Here is a 24,700-nt window from a genome sequence, read left to right as displayed (position 1 = left end):
TGACCACTATTTAAGTAAAAACTTAGCAATATATTCAAAATGATTGCCACCATTATATTTCTTGATTGCAAATTTTGAATTCGTAATGGCTATTTTATTGTAGGAACTGTGGTACTGGTATATTTTTTAAGAATATGTTGACTAAGCGCAAGAGCCGAAGTGTTGCTGCTGTTCTAGCTTTTTCTGGCACGCTGACAATTTCCGGATTACATAAATTTTATTTGGGACAGCACCTGTGGGGTATTTTGTATGTCTTGCTTTCGTGGACGCCTATCCCCAAGGTAGCTAGTGCTATTGAGGGAGTTTGGTATCTAGCCCAAGACGAAGAAGCTTTCGATCGCAATTTTAATCTCGGCAAGTCAGCTCTCAGGAATTCACAGCGAGTGAGTAATCAAGTAGGAGCAGTTGCTGATGCTTTGCGCGAACTTGATGCTCTACGCCAAGATGGACTAATTTCCGAATATGAATTTGAGCAAAAACGCCGCCAACTGTTAGACCAAATTTCTTGATATTAGCGACAATCATGAACAATTGGCTACCTTTCAATTTGAAACTGCAAAAACTCCGTGCCAAGTTGCTCAAAGATCCCTACTATCGGTTGCAATCTGGGGAAGAAATCCAGATCGCCGCACAATTAGGCATTCGCATTGATGCTAATCAAGCAACTGTAGATGATTGGTTGCGCTTACCTGGTTTATCAATTCACCAAGCGCGATCGCTTGTGGAACTTTCACGTTCTGGTGTGAAATTTTACTGTATTGAAGATATCGCTGCGGCTTTGAGTGTACCTTCCCCGCGACTCGAACCATTAAAACCGCTATTAAATTTTAATTATTATGACCACGAATCTTTAGATTTTCCAACAAATTTAATTAATCCGAATACAGCAACAGTTGAAAGTTTAGCAAAAGTTCCCTTTATCGATTTGTCTCTAGCGCAAGCAGTGGTGCAAAATCGCCAATCTGCCGGCCCTTTTCATAACTTGGCTGATTTCCAGCGACGATTAGAGTTACCCGGTGATGCGATCGCTCAACTAATGTATTTTTTGCGTTTTTAATTGCTGATTTATAAGTAGCCAGTTTTAATCACAAAGAACTGACTACTTACTAATTAAATCAAGCCAATGCGATCTAGAGGCCAAAAGCGAAATGTTGCCCGACCAATGATATTTTTTCTGGGTAAAAAGCCCCAATAACGAGAGTCGTTACTGTCGTTGCGGTTATCTCCCATAACGAAAAATTGGTCTTCTGGAACTTTGACTGGTTGAAACGGCTGATTTGCTGGTTCAGCAATGTAGTCTTCTGCTATGGGTTGGCCGTTGATATAAACTTGGCCCCGAACAACACTAATTACCTCACCAGGCTGACCAATCACTCGCTTGATGAAGGCTTGGTCTTGGGGATATCCTCGACGTTGTAGTTCTGCGGGTGGCCCAAAAACGATAATATCTCCAGTTATGGGGGGGTGAAAATGATAGGAGATTTTTTCCACCACCAAGCGATCGCCAGTATGTAAGGTGGGTAACATCGAATCAGAAGGTATGTAACGAGGTTCGGCGATAAAAGTCCGAATTAGGAGTGCCAAACATAAGGCGATGGCCACTAAAATTAGATTTTCTTGCCAACTACGCCATACTTTTAAAGGCGCGCGCTCTTTTTGTGCATCACTTTCGTGAGGAATCATAGAAATTTTTAGCCAGTTAAAGAAGTGGAACAAATACCTTGAATATTTTGCTTTCAAAGGTATACTAATAGGCAAACTGAGTTTCTCATTAATTAATACATAGATTAAATAATACAGTTATTACATCTACCAAAACTATGCAAAACTGCCGAAAGTCAACTATGACCTGTTTCAGGGAACATAGGCTGGAGGTTAACCCTCTTAGATAGACAATTAAAAATTTTAATTCTAATTGCTGCAATTATAAGGCAAGTCACTAAATAAATTTCAGCTTTGCTTCCTCCTGCTAAAAAAAGCTAGTTGCCGACTGTAAAACTATATAGCCAGTCGGTTTTTTCTGCGAGAGCAAAAGTTAACTAGATTCAGTGTAATTAGTCAAGAAACATTCGATTTAAATAGAATATTTAATGTTTTAATGGTTTTGTGACAGACTATTAAGATTTTCACAAATTGTCGAAGGAAGTGCGGTGAAGTTACGTAATTTTACGGTAACAACGCATATTAAATTGTAATATCAATAATGTATAAGCCTCTTTAGTTATCAAGAGTAACGATAGCAGATAAAAAGTCAGTAGCAATTTTTACTAAAGTTTCAACATCAAAAATAGAGTTAATCCGCTAATACAATTATTTTTGCTAAATAAGTAAAAAGTATCCAGATTAACGACTAAGTGCCCCTCGGCAATGAGAAACTATATTGAATTAATTTCCGTCTCTGTATTTGATAAAAATTACAAAGTAATATTCTCTGAGGTGAAAATTTAATTTTTTCTTAAAAGGGAACCAATGTCATTAGGCAGTAAAATATATTTTATAATTTTTATAACTAAATACTTTATTAAAGTGTTTTTTCAAACAACTTACACTTTGTGAGTTGTTCTGTAAATTAATTAAATATAACTTTCCTGTAACAATGAGAGCTTGCAAAAGATAAGATTTGTAGCCTTGACAGTTTAAATTGAACTGATTTGGTATCCATCGAAAGTATATTAGTGGCCTAGCTAGTAAAAAACAACAGTACATTCAAAACTTTTCTTAAGAGGATTTACACGTGTGGTGAATTATCTAAATTATGCTCCTTCCAAAGACTAGCAATGGTAACCAGTAAGTGCAGACTCCATTGTTTATGATTCAGTGGAAATTAAACATTTAATTTTCAATTCAACTTGTAAAATCTGTGTCATTGATTCTAATTTTCAGAATTATACAAACCATTGGTTTTTTAAATATCTAAAAAAATATGTGCTAGAACGTACTGTCATATACGTAGGATGGTTTTCTTGGTGAAGGAGCTAGATGGTGGAAAATAATAAGCCGTTTTTTTGGCCAGAAGGGATATTAATTGGGTTACTTGCTTTGGGTGGTGTTTTTAGTGTTGGTGTCATGATGCTTCTCAGACCAAATACTTCGGAAGCTCAGATTAGACCAAATATTAGTGTCAATAATGTATCTGGAAACACAGGAACTCAGCAGCGCATTGAGAAATTTAAGGGTGCGATGTTGACGATTTGGCAACAACAAGCACAAATAAAAGGCTTCTCCTACCCTGTACCATCCCGTTTTCAAGGAACGATAATTAAAGAAGCAAAATTTACTCAACCAGAGAAAGTCATTGCTCTTACCTTTGATGATGGCCCTTGGCCTCAAACTACAAAACAAGTACTAGATATTCTCAAATCAAATAATATTAAAGGGACATTTTTTGTTGTTGGGCAAAACCTAAAAAATTATCCAGAATTAGGCAAAGAAATCGTAGCTCAAGGTCATGTGATTGCCAACCATACTTGGCATCACTGGTATCACTTCTTTAATCAGCAGGCAGCTGCCTTTGAAATCGATCGCACAACAGACTTAATTTATCAAGTTACAGGAGTGAAAACAACTCTGTTCCGTCCTCCCGGCGGGATGATGCACAATGGGCTAGTTGGTTATGCCAAAGCCCAAAAGTATACTGTAGTAATGTGGTCAGCTGACTCCACGGACTATAAACTACCAGCTGTACCAAAGTTAATTAATAATGTCATCAAAGATTCTAGACCTGGCGGCATTGTGCTAATGCACGATGGTGGTGGTAATCGTTCTAGAACTGTGCAAGCTTTACCAGAAATTATTAGTAATCTGAGAAAGCAAGGTTATCGGTTTGTTACTGTTCCAGAACTGTTGGAAATAGAAGATAAAGAGATACAGTTACTTGTTAAGAAAAAGTAATAGTTATTAATTATGAACTTATTGCCCAATAGTAATTGACTAATACTAATTTCCGTTTTATTGAAGTTATAAGCTACAGATCCCCTACCTCTTAAAGAAGTCGGGGATCTTTGTTGTTGGTTAATGACTACTGGTGACTAAACTGAATTCAGTTGTTTCTTTTTGAGGATCGGCCTCTGGACTATCAGCTTCCGAAGGCGGAACCAACTGCCAGAATTTGGGCAAGAATTCTTGCCAATTTTGCAGAATTTTCTTCGCTTTTGAAGAACCAGTACGTTCTGCATGAGTTTTGATTAACTCTTGCAACTGCTTTGCACCTGCTTGGGTAATCACTCGCTGCATTTTGACAATTTCTGGGTTGACTAATTCAGGGAAGGAACCGTCTTCATCTAAAAAGTATGCGAGTCCACCGGTCATTCCAGCCGCGACGTTACGTCCTACTTTACCAAGAACGACAATCACCCCACCGGTCATGTACTCACAGCAGTGATCCCCAGCGCCTTCAATAACTGCTACACCTTTGGAGTTTCTCACAGCAAAGCGCTCTCCTGCTAAACCATTGGCAAATAATGTACCGCCAGTAGCGCCATAAAGACAGGTATTGCCAACTATGACGTTTTGCGATGAATTGTAAATGGCATCAGATGGAGGTTTGATGATGATTTCCCCACCATGCATTCCTTTACCTACGTAGTCGTTTGCCTCTCCTTCCAAGGTCAGAATGATGCCTGGGAGGTTGAAAGCGCCAAAGCTTTGTCCAACACTACCTGTGAATTTGAGATTAATTTGTCCTTCAAAACCGCTATCGCCATACTGGGAAGCGATCGCCCCTGCTAATCTAGTACCTACTGTTCTGTCAGTGTTGACTATGGGGAAGGTCTTGGTAACACTGGATTGGTTTTTGATGGCAGCTTGAATGTCAGCATCAGCAAGGAATTTATCATCCAAAACTACGCCGTTGCTGTGGACTTGTTCATGCACTAACCAGTGACGATTTTCTCTGCTGTCTGGTAGCTGGAGTAAACAGTTGAGATTTAGGGATTGGGTTTTGGTAAGTTTTACCTCTGGACGCATTTTCAACAAATCTGCACGTCCGATAATTTCTGACAAAGAACGGTAGCCGAGTCGTGCTAATAAACTCCGCACTTCTTCGGCAATGAAGTAGAAGAAGTTGACGACTTGTTCTGGGATTCCTGTAAATCGCTTGCGGAGTTCTTCTTTTTGAGAAGCTACTCCCACAGGGCAATTATTCGTATGGCAAATACGCGCCATAATGCAGCCTTCAGCAATCATGGCAATGGAGCCAAAACCGAATTCTTCAGCACCCATCAATGCACCTATTACCACATCCCAGCCACTCTTGAGGCCGCCATCGACGCGTAAAATCACCCGATCGCGCAAACTATTTTCCATCAAAACCCGATGCACTTCACTTAAACCTAGTTCCCAAGGCGAACCTGCATGTTTAATAGAACTGAGTGGCGATGCACCTGTCCCACCATCGTGACCAGAAATCTGGATAATATCAGCGTTGGCTTTAGCTACACCCGCAGCGATCGTGCCGATACCAACTTCTGCAACCAGTTTCACCGATACTTTTGCTTTCGGGTTAATTTGATGTAAGTCAAAAATCAGCTGGGCTAAGTCTTCAATGGAATAAATATCATGGTGCGGTGGTGGCGAAATCAGCGTTACACCAGGCTTAGAGCGCCTTAACATGGCAATGTATTGGCTCACCTTTGGCCCTGGTAGTTGTCCGCCTTCCCCAGGCTTGGCACCTTGGGCAATTTTGATTTCAATTTGCTGGGCGTTGACTAAATACTCTGGGGTGACACCAAAGCGTCCCGATGCAACTTGCTTGATGGCACTATAGGCGCGATCGCCATTTCGCAAGCCTTTTAAATGAGGTAGAGTTGGTGAGTGTCCAGATTCATCTACATCATCTAGGACTGTATAGCGCACTGGGTCTTCGCCGCCTTCCCCAGAGTTAGATTTGCCACCAATGCGGTTCATGGCGATCGCTAAAGTTTCATGTGCTTCTCTTGACAAAGCACCCAAGGACATGCCTCCAGTACAGAAGCGCTGGACAATTTCAGATACTGATTCTACTTCTTCTAGGGGAATTGCAGGGCCATCGCCTTGAAAGTCGAGCAAGTCACGCAAAGCCGTTAGCGGTCTGCCTTGGAGGTGCTGTTTGTAAACTTCGTAGTGGTCGTAGTTTTTGCCATCTAAAGCTTTATGCAACGCCTTCACCATTTCCGGGCTATTCATGTGGTACTCGCCCTTAGGACGATACTGTACAAAGCCCAGGTTTTCTAATTTGTTAGTTGTCAGTTCGGGGAAGGCTTTGCTATGGAATGAAAGCACTTCTAAAGCCAGTTCGCTAACACTCAAACCACCAATGCGGGAAGTCGTACCACAAAATCCCAAATCGATTAAATCTTTACCAATACCGATGGCTTCAAAAATTTGCGCTGCTTGATAGCTGGAGAGTAGGGAAATTCCCATTTTGGAGAGAATTTTTAATAAACCTGACTCTACTGCTTTGCGATAATTTGCTAGTGCTTGCTCCAAGGTAATAGAAGCAACTTTTTTTACTTCCATCAACTTTTTCGTTTTGGGGTCTGACCACCAATCACGCACTGTGTCCAAAGCCATATACGGACAAACAGCACCTGCCCCATAGCCAATTAAACAAGCAAAATGATGCGTACTCCAGCATTGGGCGGTATTGGCAATCAGGGATGTTTTCATTCGCAACCCTTCACGAATCAGGTGGTGATGCACAGCGCCCACTGCTAACAGTGGAGGAATGTAAGTGTATTCTGTGTTGATACCCTCGTAGCCCTGGTTATTAAGGGGGGTTGGGGGTATTTTGTCGCTTAAGATTAAAATCTTGGCACCTGCCCGTACTGATTGTGCGGCTTGTACTTGTAATGCTTCTACAGCAGCTTTTAATCCTTCTGGCCCGTTAGCAATGGCAAATAAAGTTGATAACTCAGCTGTGGCAAATCCTGATAACTTAATCGCTTCTAATTCTGTTTCGTTCAATACTGGCGACTCAAGTTTCAATCTCCGAGCATATTCTGGCTTTGGTTCTAATAAGTTACCTCGTTCGCCCAACTCGACTTTCAAAGACATCACCAGCTTTTCCCGTAGAGGATCGATGGCTGGGTTGGTTACCTGAGCAAAGCGCTGTTTGAAGTAGTCATAAAGTAGGTGGGGCTTTTCTGACAATACTGCTAGGGGAATATCATCTCCCATACAGAAAGTGGGTTCAGAACCTGCGATCGCCATTGGTTGAATCACCATTTCCACATCTTCTGTGGTGTAACCAAAAGCTGTTTGCTGCTGGAGTAAACTTTGCTTGTCAATATGCAATTGCCCTTGCTCATGACCATTGCCATTTGCTGATGAGGTCTGAGTAATGACCAATGATTTCAAGTCTTGACGGTATTGTTGCAGCCATTTTCCATAGGGATGCTGCTTGGCGATGCGTTGCTTAATCTCCCAATTTTTCAGCACTTCATGATTTACTAAGTCCACGGCAATCATTTGCCCTGGGCCTAGTCTACCTTTTTCTATAATCTTGGCTTCTGGGAAGTCCACTACTCCTGCTTCAGAGGCCACAACAATGTAGTCATCTTCGGTAATTAGATAACGAGCTGGTCTTAATCCATTTCTATCTAGTGTCGCTCCGACTTTTTGACCATCACTAAATACTAAAAGTGCTGGGCCATCCCAGGCTTCTTGTAGACCGCTGTAATACTCGTAGAAATCAACAATTTCTGGATATTCGTTTAAAGAAGGCTGATTTTTGTAAGCCTCTGGAACCATAATCATTAAAGCTTCCAAGGGGCTGCGTCCAGAACGCACCAGCAATTCCAGTACGTTATCTAAAGTAGCTGAGTCGCTGTTATCAACGTGGACTAATGGCTTAAGTTCGTTAATGCCATCGCCCCACACTGGATGATTCAGGGTAGCTTCTCGTGCCATCATCCAGTTGATGTTACCCAACAAGGTGTTGATTTCGCCATTGTGACCCAAAAGTCGCATTGGCTGAGCTAGCGGCCACTTGGGCATCGTGTTGGTACTAAAGCGGCGGTGATAAGCAGCAAAGGCACTTTTATAAGCTGGATTTTGCAAATCTTGATAAAACTCACCCAATACAGCCGAACGCACCATACCTTTGTAAACAATTGTCCGGCTTGACAAAGAGCAGATGTAAAATTCTTCTGAGACGTTGTGTCGAGCTTTTTCAATGCGGCGACGAGTAATGTACAACTGACGTTCTAGTTCATCGCCGCTTTTATCTTCACAGGCGAAGATTACTTGTTCGATCTGGGGTTGATTTTCTCTTGCTTGTATACCAAGTAGATTAGGTTGTACTGGCACTACTCGCCATCCCAGTACAGTCAATTTTTCTTGGGCAGCTACTTGTTCAACTAGCTTCCTAGCTTTTTGAGCAGCTTGTTGGTCTTGTGGTAAGAATATCATCCCCACAGCTTTGTTGCTAGTACATCGCAATTCCTGGTCTCTTTGGGAAAACTCTTGTTGCAACAACTCCCAAGGAATAGCTGTCAATACTCCCGCACCATCTCCAGAATCTTGGTCTGCACTACAACCTCCCCGATGTTCTAGACAGGTTAAAGCAGCTAAAGCTTTTTCGACAATTTCGTGGCTGGCATGATTTTGGCGATGAGCAATGAAACCTACACCACAGGCATCTCGTTCCTCTACTAACCACCTTTGCCCCTGGCTGGTATTTCTTGAGTCAATGTCTGCTGTGATTTTCTGGTCTTGATTCATCGATTTATTATTCATACCATGTACCTGAACTATTGAGTTACCAATTTTGCCACTACTTATGAGAAAAATTTTTCAATTTAGCGGAGCCAAAATACATCAACACTACTGAAAATTTAGGGAAAAAAAATTTTAACTTCGGTTTTACTTTTTAGTTAACCTGCGTTAAAATTGTTACGTAATTTTATGTATTTATACTTTGATCCGACAAGTCATTTCTGCCAAGACATTGTGATTGCCCTGACATTTTTTCTCTTATACTGTGAAGCTAAGTATTTTCTCAATTCCCTCTTTCCAGATGCACACTAGCTACTTGCTTTGGCTCATTTTATATAAATCACTTAACGCTGCACTAAGTTTGAAAATCAAAATTATCCCGATCCAGCAATAAAATCAGCGTATTACAACATATACCCATTTGACAATTCCCAAAAATTTCTCTTTACCAGTTGCCACCTGTGTCACTAGCAATTACGCCCCATTGGAGTAGCAACAGTCGCAACTAACAATGAGGATTAAATATCCTAATCCAGTTTTGATAACCAACACTACCGTGTATAGTGCGGCCGCTATTAGTGCCAGTTAGAACACTTGTTTACAGTCGTTTAGGCAGCTAAATTACTTTTTCTCTTTACAAGAGACAACAATCCAATATATAGATTATCATGTTTTTTCGCAAAAAAACTGATATTTTTATCTTTGCAAATAATTAGTTAGTTTATACCTTGGGTGATAGTTTTGAAAAATACCTAGTAAATTATGGTAAAAGTGCCGAATTGTTGCCAACAACAATACTCCTGTGTGATGTCACTAATTGGGAATGCGAAGTTAATGCAAGCTACTTTGTCATCACTACTTTTGACAGTGGTCTGCTTAGCTACTACCCATGTTAACGCCCAGGAGTCCCTAAAAAACGATCGTCAAATACCAAGGTTAACTTCACAGACGCCGACATCTCCTTTACCAGCAGTGTCATCGCCTTTGTCTGGTAATCAAATTTCTCTAAATGGGCGTACCTTGTCAGGAACTTGGTTACAGCGACCTGGAACAGCCAAACAAATCACAACTCACATCAGTGACGGCGCATTCCGGCAATTAATAGGAGTAAATTTTTTAAACAGTAGCGATTGGACTAGGCAACCAATACAATGGTTCTCTTTGGCGAGCAAGCCATTAGTTTTAAGCACTACGCTACTAAAGGGATATCGCTATCTAGATATTACGAATTTTGCCCAAGCAGCGGGATGGCAAATCCAAGCCAATGGTAACACCTTAGCGATCGCCACCCCAAAAGCCCAAGTAACTAACATTGTTCAAAACCAGCAACCTTCAGATGCAAATCTTCCTCCTTTGCAACCAACTCGGATTGTTGTCGATTTAGATCGTCCAACTCCCTGGCAAGTTGCACAAGGAGCAACTGTGAAAACAATTCCCAGTGCATCCCCAGACCCAGACACACCACCACCAAAATCCACCACACCACCAAATCGCGAGTGGACGGTTACCCTGGATGCAATGGCCGATCCCGCATTAATACAACGCTATACTCCCCAACCACCACCAACACTACTACCAGATCTACTCAAACAATTATCGCCACTTACACCACCAATACCAGCCCCAGAACCATTAATTCAAAAAGTAGAAGTGGTGAAGAACCAAACCATTATTCGCTTGAGCGTTCCCTTTGGTTTATCACCTCAAGTGAATACTGTAGCAAACCCCCATCGCCTGATTATTGACATTCGACCCGATCCTTTAGAAGAGCGGGATATTACTTGGGCACCGGGATTACGCTGGCGACAGCGTTATATTAACTTGGGCGCAGAACGCTTTCCAGTGGTTTGGCTAGAAATTAATCCCCGCAGAGTTGGGTTAACCTTAAAACCGATGTGGGTTAGTCCTAACACACTTATTGGTACTGCTCCCTTAATTCAAACAGCACAACGTTACTTAGCGGTAGCTGCAATTAACGGTGGTTATTTTAACCGCAATAACAGATTACCCTTGGGTGCGATTCGCCGAGATGGTCAGTGGTTATCAGGCCCTATTCTCAACCGAGGAGCCATCGCTTGGAATAATTCCGGTCAATTTTACTTCCATCGCCTCACTTTAGAAGAAACTTTGATCGCTACCAATAACCAACGCTTACCAATTCTCTTTCTCAATAGTGGTTATGTCCAAAGTGGTATTGCTCGTTATACTCCTGCTTGGGGAACTACTTACACACCTCTAACAGACAATGAAATTATCCTAGTAGTACAAAAAAATCGAATTACTAATCAGCTACCAGGCGGCAAAGTTGGCGAGCAAGCGATTCCTATTCCTCTGGATGGGTATCTGCTAACCTTACGCGCCAGCGCTACTGCTAGTGCCTCACAGTTACCTGTTGGCACCACAGTCAGCATTTCCAGCAATACAACTCCTGCTGATTTTAATCGTTATCCCCACATTATCGGAGCAGGGCCGCTATTAATCAAAAATCGTCAAATTGTCCTTGATGCCAAAGCTGAAAAATTCAGCAATGCCTTTATTGCAGAAAAAGCTATTCGTAGCGGTATTTGCACAACGCCAACAGGCACACTAACAATCGCTGCTGTCCATAATCGTGTGGGTGGTTATGGCCCTACCTTGGCAGAACACGCCCAACTACTGCAACAAATGGGGTGTGTGGACGCCCTAAATTTAGACGGTGGTAGTTCCACCAGTCTTTACTTAGGAGGACAACTACTCGACCGTTTTCCGAGTACTGCTGCCCGCGTTCATAATGGTATCGGTATTTTCCTACAAAAATGAGGAATTGGTATCGGACAATGTGTATTTGAAATAGGGATTGAGTGTTTGGGATTGAAGAATGTATTTTTAATCAATTTTAACGAATATTATTCTTTATTCCCTATTTCTCAGCCCTTTTTTAAAGTTTACAACAAGCCGTCATTTTGGTTGATGAAGACTTAGTGTAGACCTATATCTTTTAATCAGTGACAGTTTACACCATAGGGATTGATTTTGTTATCTTTAGCAAAGTGCAACAAAATTCTGGTTTTTCAGGTAGCGAGATAGCACCAGAATTGTTCATCAAAATTTTAAGATTACTGATGGTTTGTTATGTCTTCAAATGAGGTTACTATGGCTCGATATCAAGAAATTACACAGACTGAGACTCTACACATATCTCCAGCTATTAGTTCCAAAAGTATTGCTACCACTGAGTTACGTCCTTGGGGTGCTTTTACAGTCTTGGAAGAAGGACGTGGATACAAAATCAAGCGCATCGAAGTCAAGCCTGGACACCGCCTCAGTTTACAAATGCATCATCATCGCAGCGAACACTGGATTGTCGTCTCTGGTACAGCTAGGGTAATTTGTGGCGAGCAAGAAGTATTATTGAGTAATAATGAGTCAACTTATGTACCCCAATGTACAGCTCACCGTTTAGAGAATCCTGGCGTGATTCCTTTGGTGTTGATTGAGGTACAAAATGGTGAATATTTAGGCGAAGACGATATTATTCGCTACCAAGACGATTATGCTCGTACCAAGGATTAGAACCAAAAGAGCGTCATAGAAGCTCTAAATTGAAAATAGAATGTATTTTTGTGCAAATCGTCTTTAGTAACTACTGCATGTTATGAGTTCCTGCCTAGTTAAGGTGGGGAGTGCATTATTTTATTGAAGAAGACACAAAAAGTTAGGCAGTGACGCAATAGCAGTCCTAGCGGTTTACGTCGGTTGCGTTAGCGACGCAGGAGCGTCACTGCCGAACCCAAAGGGTCATATAAATGTAGTAATATGTAATAAGAGCCATAAATCTGTTGAGTAAGTATTTAGTGAAGTCAAAATCGATCGCCTTCATCTGAATAAAGCAAATAACTCAACATTTACCACCTCTAAAACAAAATTGCTCGTTGACAAAAATGTTCATTTGTCCTTTAAAGTTTAAATTTTAGTGTATAAATAAGTTATCTCGATATGCGATTTAAACCGTATTTATACATATATTTTGGTAAGTGGAGCATTTTTGAGTCAACCAATCTGTAAAATAAACGTAGGTTATTCAGTTGCAAAAACGAATTTCATGATTCATCTGAGTCAAGCAGCCGCGAGTGAAATCGTGCGAATTAAGTCCAAGCAGCAGCCAAATGTCTTGTTTCGATTAGCAGTAAAACCAGGTGGCTGTTCAGGTTTTTTTTATGATATGTCCTTCGATGAAGCAATAAAAGTTGGCGATCGCATTTTTGACTTCGACGAACTGCAAGTAATTGTAGATGCCCAAAGCCTAAATCAACTCAACGGTTTGACAGTAGATTATTCAGAAGACTTGATGGGTGGTGGTTTTCGCTTTCATAATCCCCAGGCGATCGCTACATGTACCTGTGGCAATTCTTTTTCCATAAGTAATTAGTCATTGGTAATTACTCATTTGCGCTTTACAAATGACTAGGGACAAATAACAATTGACATAAAACCCAAAAAAAAGATATAATCAGGATTTGTTAAAACTTAGACCATAAGCAGCTTTACGCGCTGTAACTCATGCCAACAATACAGCAGCTAATACGTAATGAACGCGAACAAGCGCGTCAGAAAACCAAGTCCCCGGCTCTGAAACAATGCCCCCAACGTCGGGGAGTTTGTACCAGAGTATACACGACCACACCAAAGAAGCCTAACTCAGCTCTACGCAAAGTAGCAAGGGTAAGACTTACCTCTGGTTTTGAAGTTACAGCTTACATTCCAGGGATTGGTCACAATTTGCAAGAACACTCAGTTGTCATGATTCGTGGCGGTCGGGTTAAGGACTTACCAGGCGTGAGATACCACATTATCCGTGGCACCTTGGATACAGCCGGAGTCAAAGACCGCAAGCAAGGCCGTTCCAAGTATGGAACCAAGCGTCCCAAAGAAGTGAAAAAATAGGATTAGGCGATTAATCGCGCTAAACACGATTAATCGTCTGTTCTAGAAAGGCTCAGGGAAAAAAAAGCGAACGCCACTTGTGTTCTTGCAACAGTCATCAAGACTGTTTTATTTGTTTGAAGCAATCAAGCAAGCTACACCCTACACTCAGCGAGCAAGTGTAGAATTTCTGAGGAGAATGCTGTAAAAATAGCAGAATTCTCGTTTAGACATTAAGGTTTAGAATCTTGTCGCCTTGAGTATTCAGTTGCTCTTAGCAAGTCAAGCAATTTGAGATTTGTGATTTGAGATTGATCGAAATTTCAAGAAAATGAAACTTACACGCTCTTGATTTTTGATTTGTTCTAACCGTTAGGTTAAGGGCATATTAACGAAAAATTTTAATCCAAAATCCAAAATCCAAAATCCAAAATTGGCAGCTGTAACGCTCAAAAAAATGAGGAAGTCTGAGGGTTGGGTTCCACCGCTTTTAGTTTCCGGTGTCTGATAGCATATAAAATCGTTGCCAAATCCGAATTAAAGGTGAAGTATGTCTCGTCGTGGTGTAATTCAAAGGCGCCCAGTTCCGTCTGACTCCGTATATAATAGTCGCCTTGTGAGCATGATGATCAGGCGGATCATGCGTCATGGCAAGAAATCCCTTGCTGCCAGAATTGTTTATGATGCATTAAAGACCATTGAAGAACGCACTGGTAATAATGCCTTAGAAACTTTTGAAAGAGCGGTGCGGAACGCTACGCCTTTAGTAGAAGTCAAGGCTCGACGAGTAGGTGGAGCAACCTACCAAGTACCAATGGAAGTGCGTTCCGAACGGGGAACTACCCTAGCACTCCGTTGGCTGGTGCAATTTTCTCGCTCTCGGCCAGGGCGCACAATGGCGAGCAAACTAGCAAATGAGTTAATGGATGCTGCTAACGAAACTGGAAATGCAATTCGTAAGCGGGAAGAAACGCATCGGATGGCCGAAGCTAACAAAGCATTTGCACATTATCGTTACTAGCTAGAAAAACGATATATCGTAATCCTCAAGCGGTATATCGTCAGATTTACAAAAAAGGCGGTTTTCCGTAAAAGTATAGAATCTTAACAAAGAGTAATATACAAGATATCATGAGGCCAAAACAATAGGAGGTAATTGTGGCACGCACGATCCCGCTAGAGAAAGTACGCAACATCGGTATTGCGGCGCACATAGATGCGGGCAAAACAACAACAACAGAGAGAATATTATTTTACTCTGGGATAATTCATAAGATTGGCGAAGTTCATGAAGGAACTGCCGTCACAGACTGGATGGATCAGGAGCGGGAGCGGGGAATTACCATTACTGCTGCTGCTATCAGTACCAGCTGGAAAGATCATCAAATTAACATTATCGATACTCCGGGTCACGTAGACTTCACCATTGAAGTTGAGCGTTCCATGCGCGTGTTGGATGGTGTAATCGCGGTATTTTGTTCTGTGGGCGGGGTACAACCGCAATCTGAGACAGTGTGGCGTCAAGCAGACCGCTACAAAGTGCCTCGGATCGCCTTCATTAACAAGATGGATCGTACAGGAGCGAACTTTTATAAAGTTCACGAGCAAATGCGCGATCGCCTACGGGCAAATGCGATCGCTATTCAACTACCAATTGGTAGCGAAAACGACTTCAAGGGGATTGTTGACTTGGTAAGGTTGCGTGCCTATATCTATAACAACGACCAAGGAACTGATATCCAAGAAGCAGATATTCCCACCGACTTGCAAGAATTGGTAGAAGAATACCGTACCAAGCTCATCGAAGCAGTAGCAGAAACCGATGACGATCTGATGACTAAGTACTTCGATGGAGAAGAACTTACAGAAGATGAAATCCGTACTGCTCTACGTAAAGGTACAATTGCAGGTACGATTGTGCCAGTACTTTGTGGCTCGGCATTTAAAAATAAAGGCGTACAGTTAATGCTGGATGCAGTTGTAGATTACCTACCTGCACCAAGTGAAGTGCCACCAATTCAAGGCATACTGCCGAATGGCGATACTGTTGAACGGCGGGCTGATGACAACGAACCCCTATCAGCTCTGGCATTCAAGATTATGGCCGACCCTTACGGGCGTCTGACATTTGTTCGAGTTTATTCTGGTGTGCTGAAAAAGGGTAGCTACGTCCTCAACGCTACTAAGAATAAGAAAGAACGGATTTCTCGCTTAGTTCTGATGAAGGCAGATGAACGGCAAGATGTCGAAGAATTGCGTGCGGGCGATTTGGGAGCAGCCCTGGGATTGAAAGATACCTTGACAGGTGACACGCTCTGTGATGATGGTTCGCCAGTCATTCTGGAATCTCTATTCATTCCTGAGCCTGTAATCTCGGTAGCGGTTGAACCCAAAACCAAGAATGACATGGACAAACTGTCCAAAGCTCTGCAATCTCTCTCAGAAGAAGACCCAACCTTCCGCGTCAGCGTCGATCCAGAAACTAACCAAACCGTAATTGCTGGGATGGGAGAACTACACCTAGAAATTCTGGTAGACCGGATGTTACGCGAATTCAAAGTGGAAGCAAATGTTGGTGCCCCCCAAGTAGCTTACCGCGAAACAATTCGTAAGCATGTAACCAGAGTTGAAGGTAAATTCATCCGCCAAAGCGGTGGTAAAGGTCAATACGGTCACGTAGTGATCGATTTAGAACCCGGAGAACCAGGCACCGGCTTTGAGTTCGTCTCCAAAATTGTTGGTGGTGTCGTACCTAAAGAGTACATTAGCCCCGCAGAACAAGGAATGAAAGAAAGTTGTGAAAGCGGGTTTTTAGCTGGATATCCGTTGATTGATGTCAAAGCGACGTTGGTTGATGGGTCATACCACGATGTGGACTCTTCAGAAATGGCTTTCAAAATTGCTGGCTCAATGGCAATGAAAGAAGCTGTGCTTAAAGCTTCACCAGTACTATTAGAGCCTATGATGAAAGTTGAAGTGGAAGTTCCTGAAGATTTTATGGGGAACGTCATTGGCGACCTCATCTCTCGTCGGGGGCAGATTGAAAGCCAAAGCACTGAACAGGGACTCTCGAAGGTGGCATCTAAAGTTCCACTGGCGACCATGTTCGGCTACGCCACTGATATCCGGTCGAAGACCCAAGGTCGGGGTATCTTCACAATGGAGTTCAGCCATTATGAAGAGGTACCCAAGAGCGTAGCTGAAACTATCATTGCAAAAAGCAAAGGGAACGCTTAATTAAAAAAGGAAACAAGGATTCATGGCACGCGCAAAGTTTGAAAGGAATAAACCCCACATTAATATCGGTACAGTTGGTCACGTTGACCACGGTAAAACTACCTTGACAGCAGCCATCACAATGACCTTGGCGGCTCTGGGCCAAGCTGTAGCTAAAGGCTACGACCAAATTGATAATGCGCCAGAAGAAAAGGCACGGGGTATTACCATCAATACCGCTCACGTAGAGTATGAAACCGAAAAGCGGCACTATGCTCACGTAGACTGTCCCGGACACGCTGATTATGTGAAAAACATGATTACTGGCGCAGCACAAATGGATGGTGGCATCCTTGTGGTTGCTGCTACCGATGGCCCTATGCCCCAAACCCGCGAACACATCCTTTTGGCAAAACAGGTAGGCGTTCCTAGTTTGGTTGTTTTCTTGAACAAAGAAGACTTGATGGATGACCCAGAACTTTTGGAACTAGTAGAACTAGAATTGCGGGAATTGCTTTCTAGCTACGATTTCCCTGGTGATGACATCCCCATCATCAAAGGTTCTGGTCTGCAAGCTCTGGAAGCAATGACCAAAAATCCCAAGACCCAACGGGGAGAAAATCAGTGGGTAGACAAAATCTACGAATTGATGGATGCTGTTGATTCTTACATCCCGACTCCAGAGCGGGATATTGATAAGCCTTTCTTAATGGCTGTAGAAGACGTATTTACCATCACAGGTCGTGGTACAGTGGCTACTGGACGTATCGAAAGAGGCAAAGTCAAGGTCAACGATACTGTAGAACTAATTGGTTTGAGAGAAACTCGTACCACCACCGTCACCGGGATCGAAATGTTCAAGAAAAGCCTTGATGAAGGCTTGGCTGGGGATAACGCCGGTGTACTGCTACGCGGTCTGAAAAAAGAAGACGTAGAGCGCGGTATGGTAATAGCCAAACCTGGTTCGATTACGCCTCACACCCAATTTGAAGGTGAAGTTTACGTATTAACTGACAAAGAAGGTGGTCGGAAGACACCATTCTTTGCTGGTTACCGCCCTCAGTTCTACGTGCGGACAACAGATGTGACCGGCACCATTAAAGCCTTTACCTCAGATGATGGCAAAGATGTAGAAATGGTGATGCCAGGCGATCGCATTAAAGTGACTGTAGAATTGATCAACCCGATCGCTATTGAACAAGGAATGCGCTTCGCTATTCGCGAAGGTGGTCGCACCATCGGTGCTGGTGTCGTCTCCAAAATTTTGAAATAGCACCTTTTTGCTCATAACAAAGGAGCAGAGATGGTATACTTCCACTCTGCTCCTTTCTCTTCCTGGAACTAAAGGCAGTAGGGAGTAGATAAATAAAGATACCGAAGCTCCCTTCCCCGTTTACCTGAGTCCCAACTCCCCATTCACCACTCCCCTAATTACGCAGAACCTGGACAACTAAAGATGGCAACTCTACAGCAGCAGAAAATTAGAATTCGCTTACAAGCTTTTGACCGCCGCTTATTAGATACATCTTGCGAGAAGATTGTAGATACCGCTAACCGCACCAATGCTACAGCGATCGGGCCTATTCCTTTACCTACAAAACGCCGAATCTACTGCGTGCTGCGATCGCCTCACGTAGATAAAGATTCGCGGGAACACTTTGAAACCCGCACTCATCGCCGGATTATTGATATTTACCAGCCATCTTCTAAAACTATTGATGCTTTGATGAAATTGGATCTTCCATCTGGTGTAGATATCGAAGTCAAACTTTAATTAGTTATTAGTCATTAGTTATTGGTCATTAGCAATTTGTCAGTAAGGACAAATGACAAAAACTAATGAAATTAGTATGAATATTTACTTTGCCCTGAAGAAATATATCTCAGGGCTTTTTATTTAGCCGCAGAACAAATGATAGAATGTAGACAAAGTACGGGAAAAGCAGAGAAAAATAAATTTTAAAGATTAAGTTTATACCAAGGTAACAATGGCATCATCTTCTAAAATTGCAGTCCGCGAACTACCTCTGTTCCCGTTACCCGAAGTAGTTCTGTTTCCTACTAGACCATTGCCCCTGCACATCTTTGAATTTCGCTACCGAATCATGATGAACACGATTTTGGAAAGCGATCGCAGGTTCGGTGTTTTAATGTTCGATCCAGTTAAAGGTACTATTGCAAACACTGGCTGCTGTGCCGAAATCGTTCATCATCAGCGACTGCCAGATGATAGGATGAAAATGCTGACCTTGGGACAGCAAAGATTTCGTGTATTAGAATACGTTCGTGAAAAGCCATACCGCGTTGGTTTGGTAGAGTGGATTGAAGATCATCCACCAACTAAAGATTTACGGCCTTTGTCTTCAGAAGTAGAACAACTGCTGCGGGATGTTGTACGTCTGTCAGCTAAATTAACAGAACAAAATATTGAGTTACCAGAAGATTTACCAGATCTCCCCATCGAGTTATCTTATTGGGTAGCAAGTAATCTCTATGGTGTTGCCGCAGAACAACAGTTATTACTAGAAATGCAAGATACTGCAACTCGTCTAGAGCGGGAAGCAGAAATTTTAACTTCTACTCGTAATCACTTGGCAGCTAGATCTGTTCTGAAAGATACATTTAATGATAAATGATGAGTAGTTATTAGTCATTGGTTATTTGTCAAATGACAATTGACAAATGACTAAAGAATACTTGCTGGTAAAACATTGTAAGTTCCCAAAATTCTGAGAATTTCTGTATGGCTAGTTAATTCTGCTAAAGCAGATTGCATTTGTATTTCATTAGCGTCTGCTTCTACATCAATAAAAAACAAATATTCCCCTAGCGATCGCTTTGTTGGACGAGACTCAATTCGACTCAGGTTAATTCCTAATTCAGCAAAGATCTGTAAAGGTTTGACTAATGCTCCTGGGATGTTGGCAGGCACACTAAAAGCTAGAGATGTGTGACTATAAGTTAGTTCAGAAATCTGATATTTAGCGTCTGGTATTCCCTGACTTATTACCCAAAAACGAGTAAAGTTTTCTGGATAGTCATTAATACCGCTGGTAAGGATGGGCAGATTGTAGAGTTGAGCTGCTCTACTAGAGGCGATAGTTGCTGTTGTTGGCTCTTGTTCTAATCGCTCTAGTGCTTCGGTTGTAGAATTATTGGCAATAATCTGTACTCTTGGAAGGAATCGCTCTAACCATACCTGACATTGTGCTAAAGCTTGGGGATGAGAGTAAACAGTTTGAATATTATCTAAGCTAGTGGCACAGGAAATTAAATTATGGACAATGGGTAATACCAAAGCCAACTGAATTCGCAACCCATCTAACTGCCAAACTGTATCTAGTGTCATAGTGACGCTTCCTTCAATCGAATTTTCCACAGGTACAACAGCCAAATGGGCTTGACCTTTAGCAACCGCGTGCAGTGATTGGGAAATACTGGGATAAGGGCATAAAATAGTTTCAATTACCGTATTTTTGGCTAGCCAGTTCACATAAATAACAGCAGCTTGTTCGGAATAAGTGCCAGTTGGCCCTAAATGTGCGATCGATATAGTCATGCCATTAGCCTTGAGTTGATAGTTTCACTGGTACTGGATGTTGAAAAGAATTTGTAAAAAAGAATTTTATTCTAGATATTTTTATCCCAAATAAATGAACTCAAAAAAATAAATAACAGCACATGGTCGTTGAGGGATGGTAGTCAACAGTAGTAATTGCATATTTTTTTACTTTAAAATCCGTCAATAAAGTATTCATAGCAATTCTCTAATAGTCAGATTTGCAAATGGTTGTTTGCTTAAATTTATCTGAAGATTAAAGATAAATTTTATTAGCTGATGTAATTTGTATCTGCATAACTGTATATTTTTGTCAATATTTATTTAATCCGAACTTTTTCTCAGAAAAGATAATAATGAGCGTACCAACTTTTTGGCGATCGCGTATAGGTCATCAACAAGTATAATTTTGATGGTAAATAAAGTTTTTACTTTTATGTCATCAGATATAAGTTGTTAAAAAATATTAAAATTAAGAAACATATATTTTTATTCGCTCATGGCTACCCGATTTAGTGCTTCCCAATCGGTTGAAATAGCTGTTCAAGAGGAGCCTATTCCAATTCAGTACTATTTGCGTCAGCCTCAACGTCTAGTTAGGGCGTTGGTTGACAATAGTCGCATTCAGCAACTTTCAGAAGAGATATTTCGCTTAAAAATGCGTCCGCTGACTTTTATGTCACTGAGTATTCAACCGACTGTGGACATGAGAGTTTGGGCAGAATCAAATGACATCATTTATTTGCGATCGCTAGGTTGTGAAATTCTGGGTTTCGAGTACATTAATCAGCGCTTTGCTCTCAATTTAAAAGGGCATTTATCTCCAAAAGAGGTAAGCACAGGTACTCGCTTGCAAGGAAGAGCTGATTTAGAAGTACAAATAGATTTGCCACCGCCATTTTCCTTGACTCCCAAGCCAATTTTAGAGGCTACTGGTAATGCTTTGCTTAAAAGTGTGCTATTAACGATCAAGCAACGCCTATCACATCAGCTTTTGGCAGATTATCGCTATTGGGTGAAATCACAAACGAAAAATCAAGGAATTGACGGTGACAGCAGTGAATTGCCGATATTCAATGCGGAGTAATTATTATACTTCTTGCATAAGTCGGGAAAAAGGGAAGGGGAAAGAGGGTGCATGTTTGGTATTTTCCCTTTCCCCTTTCCCCTTTAACCTTTGACCACAAGAGTCCAAAACGGACTTTTGCACTCTTACTCCATGAGCTGCGCTCACAAGGATATTCTCATGTCCAATGCCCTATTTTTAATGCAGGTCTATTGTATTAATCACCATTAATTACTTTAATTTGGCAAGGACGAAATGACTTGCGATGTAAGGGAGATGCGCCGTATTCTTGCAGAGCAAGTAAGTGCTGTTGGCTACCATAACCCTTGTTACACTCCAGGTTGTACATAGGATATTTTAATGCTAAACGCATTATCAGATCGTCACGCCATACTTTGGCAACAATACTGGCAGAGGCAATAGCAAGCGATCGCTCGTCTCCTTTGACTATTGTTTGTTGGGGTACTGGCAAATCTTTGATTGATTGATTTCCATCAATTAAGCACAGTGCAGGCTGTACTTTTAACTTCAGTACAGCCCGCTTCATCGCTAGCAGCGTTGCTTGCAAAATATTTATCTTGTCAATTTCCGTAGTGGAAGCATACCCAATTTTCCAATCTACAGCTAGCCCACAAATTTGCTGTGCTAGCTGAATCCTTCTTTGACTAGACAACTTTTTACTGTCTTTAATTTTAGCTGCCATTAGTTTTGGCAAAGCATAATCTGGCAGGATTACGGCTGCGGCCACCACAGGGCCAAATAAAGCACCTCGCCCTACTTCATCGACACCTGCAACTAGCCCAGAAATCCCTGAGAAGGTAGAAAACTCCAGCCAACTGGATTCTTCCAGAAGTGCTGGCGAACAATCAGCAGCTGTTTGCTGTGTTTCTACCATAAGGCAAATTAATTGTCGTCCATCGCTGAGGAACGACGGCGACGGCGACGGTTGGCTGTGGTGGTGCTACTTGCATCACTTTCATCTAGGTTTGCCACGGGTGTCGAAGGGCTGTCAGTAAACCCTGATAGTTCAGTTGTCTCTGGGATTGAGGATTTTTGTTCTGGCTCAACAATTTTTGGTATCGGTACTTTACTGGGAGTTAGTTCAGATGTTGCTCTTTGAGCAATAATTGGTTCTGGGATTGATTCAGTCGGCATTGTTGACTGTTGTCCGGGCTGAATCACGTTAATAATCACAGATTTGGGATTTTTAACTTCTTGCTCTAATTTCACCAAGGGAGAGATTCCCATCAAGGCAAACATATCCTGTTCTTGGAGTGTCATTTCTACAGTCCTAATTTCCGGTGGTTCCACCACTGGTTTGATTGGCTCTGCCTTGGTAATTTTAGTGCGCTCTATTCTTTCACTCCAACCTGGCTTACCAAGATTAGGTGAGGGAATTTCTGGTGTCACTCCCAGTTCTGGCTCACCATCAAGGTCTAAGTCTGGCTCGTTGACAAAAGCTAGTGGATTAGTACCAGTCCGGGTTTCATCTTTGCCGTTTAATCCGTTAATACCACCAATTCGACTGCGACGAGTCCGGGTACGACGCTTATTATCGTTAAGTTCTTGATAACTTGGATGATTGATGAGATTGAGATTACTCAATTCCGAATCACCATCAAATGGTTCCCCAAATCCATCATAGGTTTCTCGTGGTTCTGGAATGCGGGGAGATGGCTGACGGGGTTCTCTGTGAGGCAGAGGAGAAACAAAACGCTCGCGCTCTGGCATTTCTGTTGGCGGTGGAAATCGGTTTTCGATTTCTCCCGGCAGACGCACGGTATGTCCTAAACCACCACAGGTGGGGCAAGTTTCACCAAACAATTCGTAAATATTTTGACCCTGACGCTTACGAGTCAACTCTACCAAACCTAGTTCAGTTAGTTGAGCAATCTGGGGACGAGCTTTGTCTGCTTTGAGTGCTTTATTAAAGTGTTCTAGGACTTGCAGCTGGTCGCGTCGTGATTCCATATCTATAAAATCAACGACAATCACCCCAGCAATATTTCGCAGACGTAACTGCCTAGCAATTTCTGTTGCAGCTTCACAGTTTGTCCACAAAACCGTTTCTCTAGCTGTTGCCGATCGCGTAAACGAACCTGAGTTAACATCAATTACTGTTAATGCCTCAGTCGGTTGAATGATGATGTAACCTCCAGAAGGTAGGTCTACCCTTGGTTTGAGGGCTTCTCTAATGGCGGCGTTAATCCGGAAATACTCTAAAATTGGCGAGCGATCGCGATGATGATCGATTAACAGTCCTTGGGGTGTTTGGCCTCCACTCCAGTTCTGTAAATACTGCTTAACTCGCTTCAAACCAGTGCTGGAATCCACAACAATCCGATTCACATCTGCGCCGTACATATCTCGCAATACGCGCTGAATGAAATCATCGTCTCGGTTGAGCAGTGCTGGGGCACGGGTGGAATGGGCTTCCTGTTGGATTGCCTCCCACTGCTTTTGCAGCACCTCTAAATCTTCCATAATCGCTTCTTCTGGCTTGCCTTCTGCTTCTGTACGCACCAGCAAACCCATTCCCGCTGGTTTAATCAAAATTGCTAGCGCCCGCAAACGGTTGCGCTCGCTTTCACTTTTAATCCGTCGGGATAAATTTACGCCTCTGCCATAGGGCATCAGCACTACATAGCGTCCTGGTAAGGTGATATTACCTGTTAGCCTCGGCCCTTTTGTACCCGTTGGCTCTTTCATCACTTGCACCAACACCTTCTGTTGTGGTGCTAATAGTTCTGTAATTGCCGCTGCGGTACGCTTTAGCTTTAATGGCCCCAAGTCTGTAACGTGAATAAAGCCGTTGCGTTCGGGGTCGCCAATGTTGACAAAAGCAGCATCTATTCCAGGTAATACGTTTTCTACTACTCCTAAGTAGATATCGCCTATTTGATGATGACCGGTAGCAACCACCAGTTCCTGTATCTGATCTTCAGAAAAAACCGCAGCAATTTGGTGCTGCTCCGCGATAATAATTTGTTTTGGCATTCAATTTCCTCAAAAATTGGCAGCACTAACAGGTCTAGAGGTTTGTTGTATCAAGTCCGGTTGATTACTTATTAATGAAAGCTCCTGGCATCCCCGTGTCTTTTGAGACAATCTTACTGCTATCATTTCGTACTCCAAAGGGAGAAATCTTTAGCTTTAGCTCAAACCTCTTTTGACACGGCAGCTACCAACCTATCTTGCGGGAACGGAAACGCCAAAGGCAAACAAGTCGGAGAACCCGTTGTTAGCACATGCCTCGTCTTTGC

Annotated in this window: 18 protein-coding genes; 13 read left to right on the top strand and 5 right to left on the bottom strand. The window is 42.2% G+C overall.

Translation table 11 applies throughout. From position 1 onward, the window contains the following. Positions 1-134: 134 nt before the first annotated feature. Positions 135-509, top strand: a complete 375-nt coding sequence (locus GNE10_RS02260) for an NINE protein (RefSeq protein WP_099066769.1) — start codon at positions 135-137, stop codon at positions 507-509. 14 nt (positions 510-523) lie between these two features. Next, positions 524-1,057, top strand: coding sequence for a ComEA family DNA-binding protein (locus tag GNE10_RS02255; RefSeq protein WP_185563470.1), 534 nt, complete (start codon positions 524-526; stop codon positions 1,055-1,057). Positions 1,058-1,110: 53 nt separating this feature from the next. On the opposite strand, the gene lepB is transcribed toward GNE10_RS02255, so the two are convergent. Beyond that, complete coding sequence (gene lepB / locus GNE10_RS02250; RefSeq protein WP_185563469.1) at positions 1,111-1,683, bottom strand: signal peptidase I; 573 nt, start codon at positions 1,681-1,683, stop codon at positions 1,111-1,113. A gap of 1,299 nt (positions 1,684-2,982) precedes the next feature. Between lepB and GNE10_RS02245 the strand changes: the two genes are divergently transcribed. Continuing rightward, the gene (locus GNE10_RS02245; protein ID WP_185563480.1) at positions 2,983-3,891 is read left to right on the top strand and encodes a polysaccharide deacetylase family protein; all 909 of its coding nucleotides are present in this window, start codon (positions 2,983-2,985) and stop codon (positions 3,889-3,891) included. Between the two features lie 120 nt (positions 3,892-4,011). Here GNE10_RS02245 and gltB read toward each other — a convergent pair whose 3' ends face one another. Next, complete coding sequence (gene gltB, locus GNE10_RS02240; protein ID WP_185563468.1) at positions 4,012-8,715, bottom strand: glutamate synthase large subunit; 4,704 nt, start codon at positions 8,713-8,715, stop codon at positions 4,012-4,014. A gap of 741 nt (positions 8,716-9,456) precedes the next feature. Between gltB and GNE10_RS02235 the strand changes: the two genes are divergently transcribed. The 9 genes from GNE10_RS02235 (at position 9,457) to GNE10_RS02195 (ending at position 19,448) form a co-directional block, all read left to right on the top strand. Beyond that, positions 9,457-11,493: a phosphodiester glycosidase family protein gene (locus GNE10_RS02235; protein ID WP_185563467.1), complete on the top strand. Its 2,037-nt coding sequence runs from the start codon at positions 9,457-9,459 to the stop codon at positions 11,491-11,493. A 333-nt stretch (positions 11,494-11,826) separates the two neighbouring features. Beyond that, positions 11,827-12,246: a cupin domain-containing protein gene (locus GNE10_RS02230; protein WP_099066765.1), complete on the top strand. Its 420-nt coding sequence runs from the start codon at positions 11,827-11,829 to the stop codon at positions 12,244-12,246. A 529-nt stretch (positions 12,247-12,775) separates the two neighbouring features. Next, on the top strand, positions 12,776-13,102 hold the full coding sequence (locus GNE10_RS02225; RefSeq protein ID WP_185563466.1) for an iron-sulfur cluster assembly accessory protein: 327 nt from the start codon (positions 12,776-12,778) through the stop codon (positions 13,100-13,102). A 131-nt stretch (positions 13,103-13,233) separates the two neighbouring features. Then, positions 13,234-13,617 carry a 30S ribosomal protein S12 gene (rpsL, locus tag GNE10_RS02220; protein WP_099066763.1) on the top strand — a complete coding sequence of 128 codons (384 nt, stop codon included), beginning with the start codon at positions 13,234-13,236 and terminating at the stop codon, positions 13,615-13,617. A 529-nt stretch (positions 13,618-14,146) separates the two neighbouring features. Further along, a complete protein-coding gene (gene rpsG / locus GNE10_RS02215) occupies positions 14,147-14,617 on the top strand; it encodes a 30S ribosomal protein S7 (RefSeq protein WP_099066762.1) in 471 nt (156 codons plus the stop codon). 137 nt (positions 14,618-14,754) lie between these two features. After that, the gene (fusA, locus tag GNE10_RS02210) at positions 14,755-16,833 is read left to right on the top strand and encodes an elongation factor G (RefSeq protein WP_185563465.1); all 2,079 of its coding nucleotides are present in this window, start codon (positions 14,755-14,757) and stop codon (positions 16,831-16,833) included. A 22-nt stretch (positions 16,834-16,855) separates the two neighbouring features. Then, positions 16,856-18,085 carry an elongation factor Tu gene (gene tuf, locus GNE10_RS02205; protein WP_185563464.1) on the top strand — a complete coding sequence of 410 codons (1,230 nt, stop codon included), beginning with the start codon at positions 16,856-16,858 and terminating at the stop codon, positions 18,083-18,085. Positions 18,086-18,268: 183 nt separating this feature from the next. After that, positions 18,269-18,586 (top strand): 30S ribosomal protein S10, encoded by a 318-nt coding sequence (gene rpsJ, locus GNE10_RS02200; protein WP_008232935.1) that lies wholly within the window; start codon positions 18,269-18,271, stop codon positions 18,584-18,586. Between the two features lie 214 nt (positions 18,587-18,800). Next, on the top strand, positions 18,801-19,448 hold the full coding sequence (locus GNE10_RS02195) for an LON peptidase substrate-binding domain-containing protein (RefSeq protein ID WP_099066759.1): 648 nt from the start codon (positions 18,801-18,803) through the stop codon (positions 19,446-19,448). Between the two features lie 50 nt (positions 19,449-19,498). Here GNE10_RS02195 and pheA read toward each other — a convergent pair whose 3' ends face one another. Next, a complete protein-coding gene (pheA, locus tag GNE10_RS02190) occupies positions 19,499-20,371 on the bottom strand; it encodes a prephenate dehydratase (protein WP_185563463.1) in 873 nt (290 codons plus the stop codon). Between the two features lie 499 nt (positions 20,372-20,870). Between pheA and GNE10_RS02185 the strand changes: the two genes are divergently transcribed. Next, positions 20,871-21,458 (top strand): DUF1997 domain-containing protein, encoded by a 588-nt coding sequence (locus tag GNE10_RS02185; RefSeq protein WP_099066757.1) that lies wholly within the window; start codon positions 20,871-20,873, stop codon positions 21,456-21,458. 196 nt (positions 21,459-21,654) lie between these two features. Here GNE10_RS02185 and GNE10_RS02180 read toward each other — a convergent pair whose 3' ends face one another. Further along, a complete protein-coding gene (locus tag GNE10_RS02180) occupies positions 21,655-22,332 on the bottom strand; it encodes a ribonuclease HII (protein WP_185563462.1) in 678 nt (225 codons plus the stop codon). A gap of 8 nt (positions 22,333-22,340) precedes the next feature. Beyond that, positions 22,341-24,434 (bottom strand): Rne/Rng family ribonuclease, encoded by a 2,094-nt coding sequence (locus tag GNE10_RS02175; protein WP_185563461.1) that lies wholly within the window; start codon positions 24,432-24,434, stop codon positions 22,341-22,343. Positions 24,435-24,700 lie beyond the last annotated feature (266 nt).

The organism is Nostoc sp. 2RC, from assembly GCF_014222165.1.
Lineage (GTDB): Bacteria > Cyanobacteriota > Cyanobacteriia > Cyanobacteriales > Nostocaceae > Nostoc > Nostoc linckia.
Note: the sequence above shows the minus strand (reverse complement) of the source record. Positions and strands in the feature narration are given on the sequence as shown.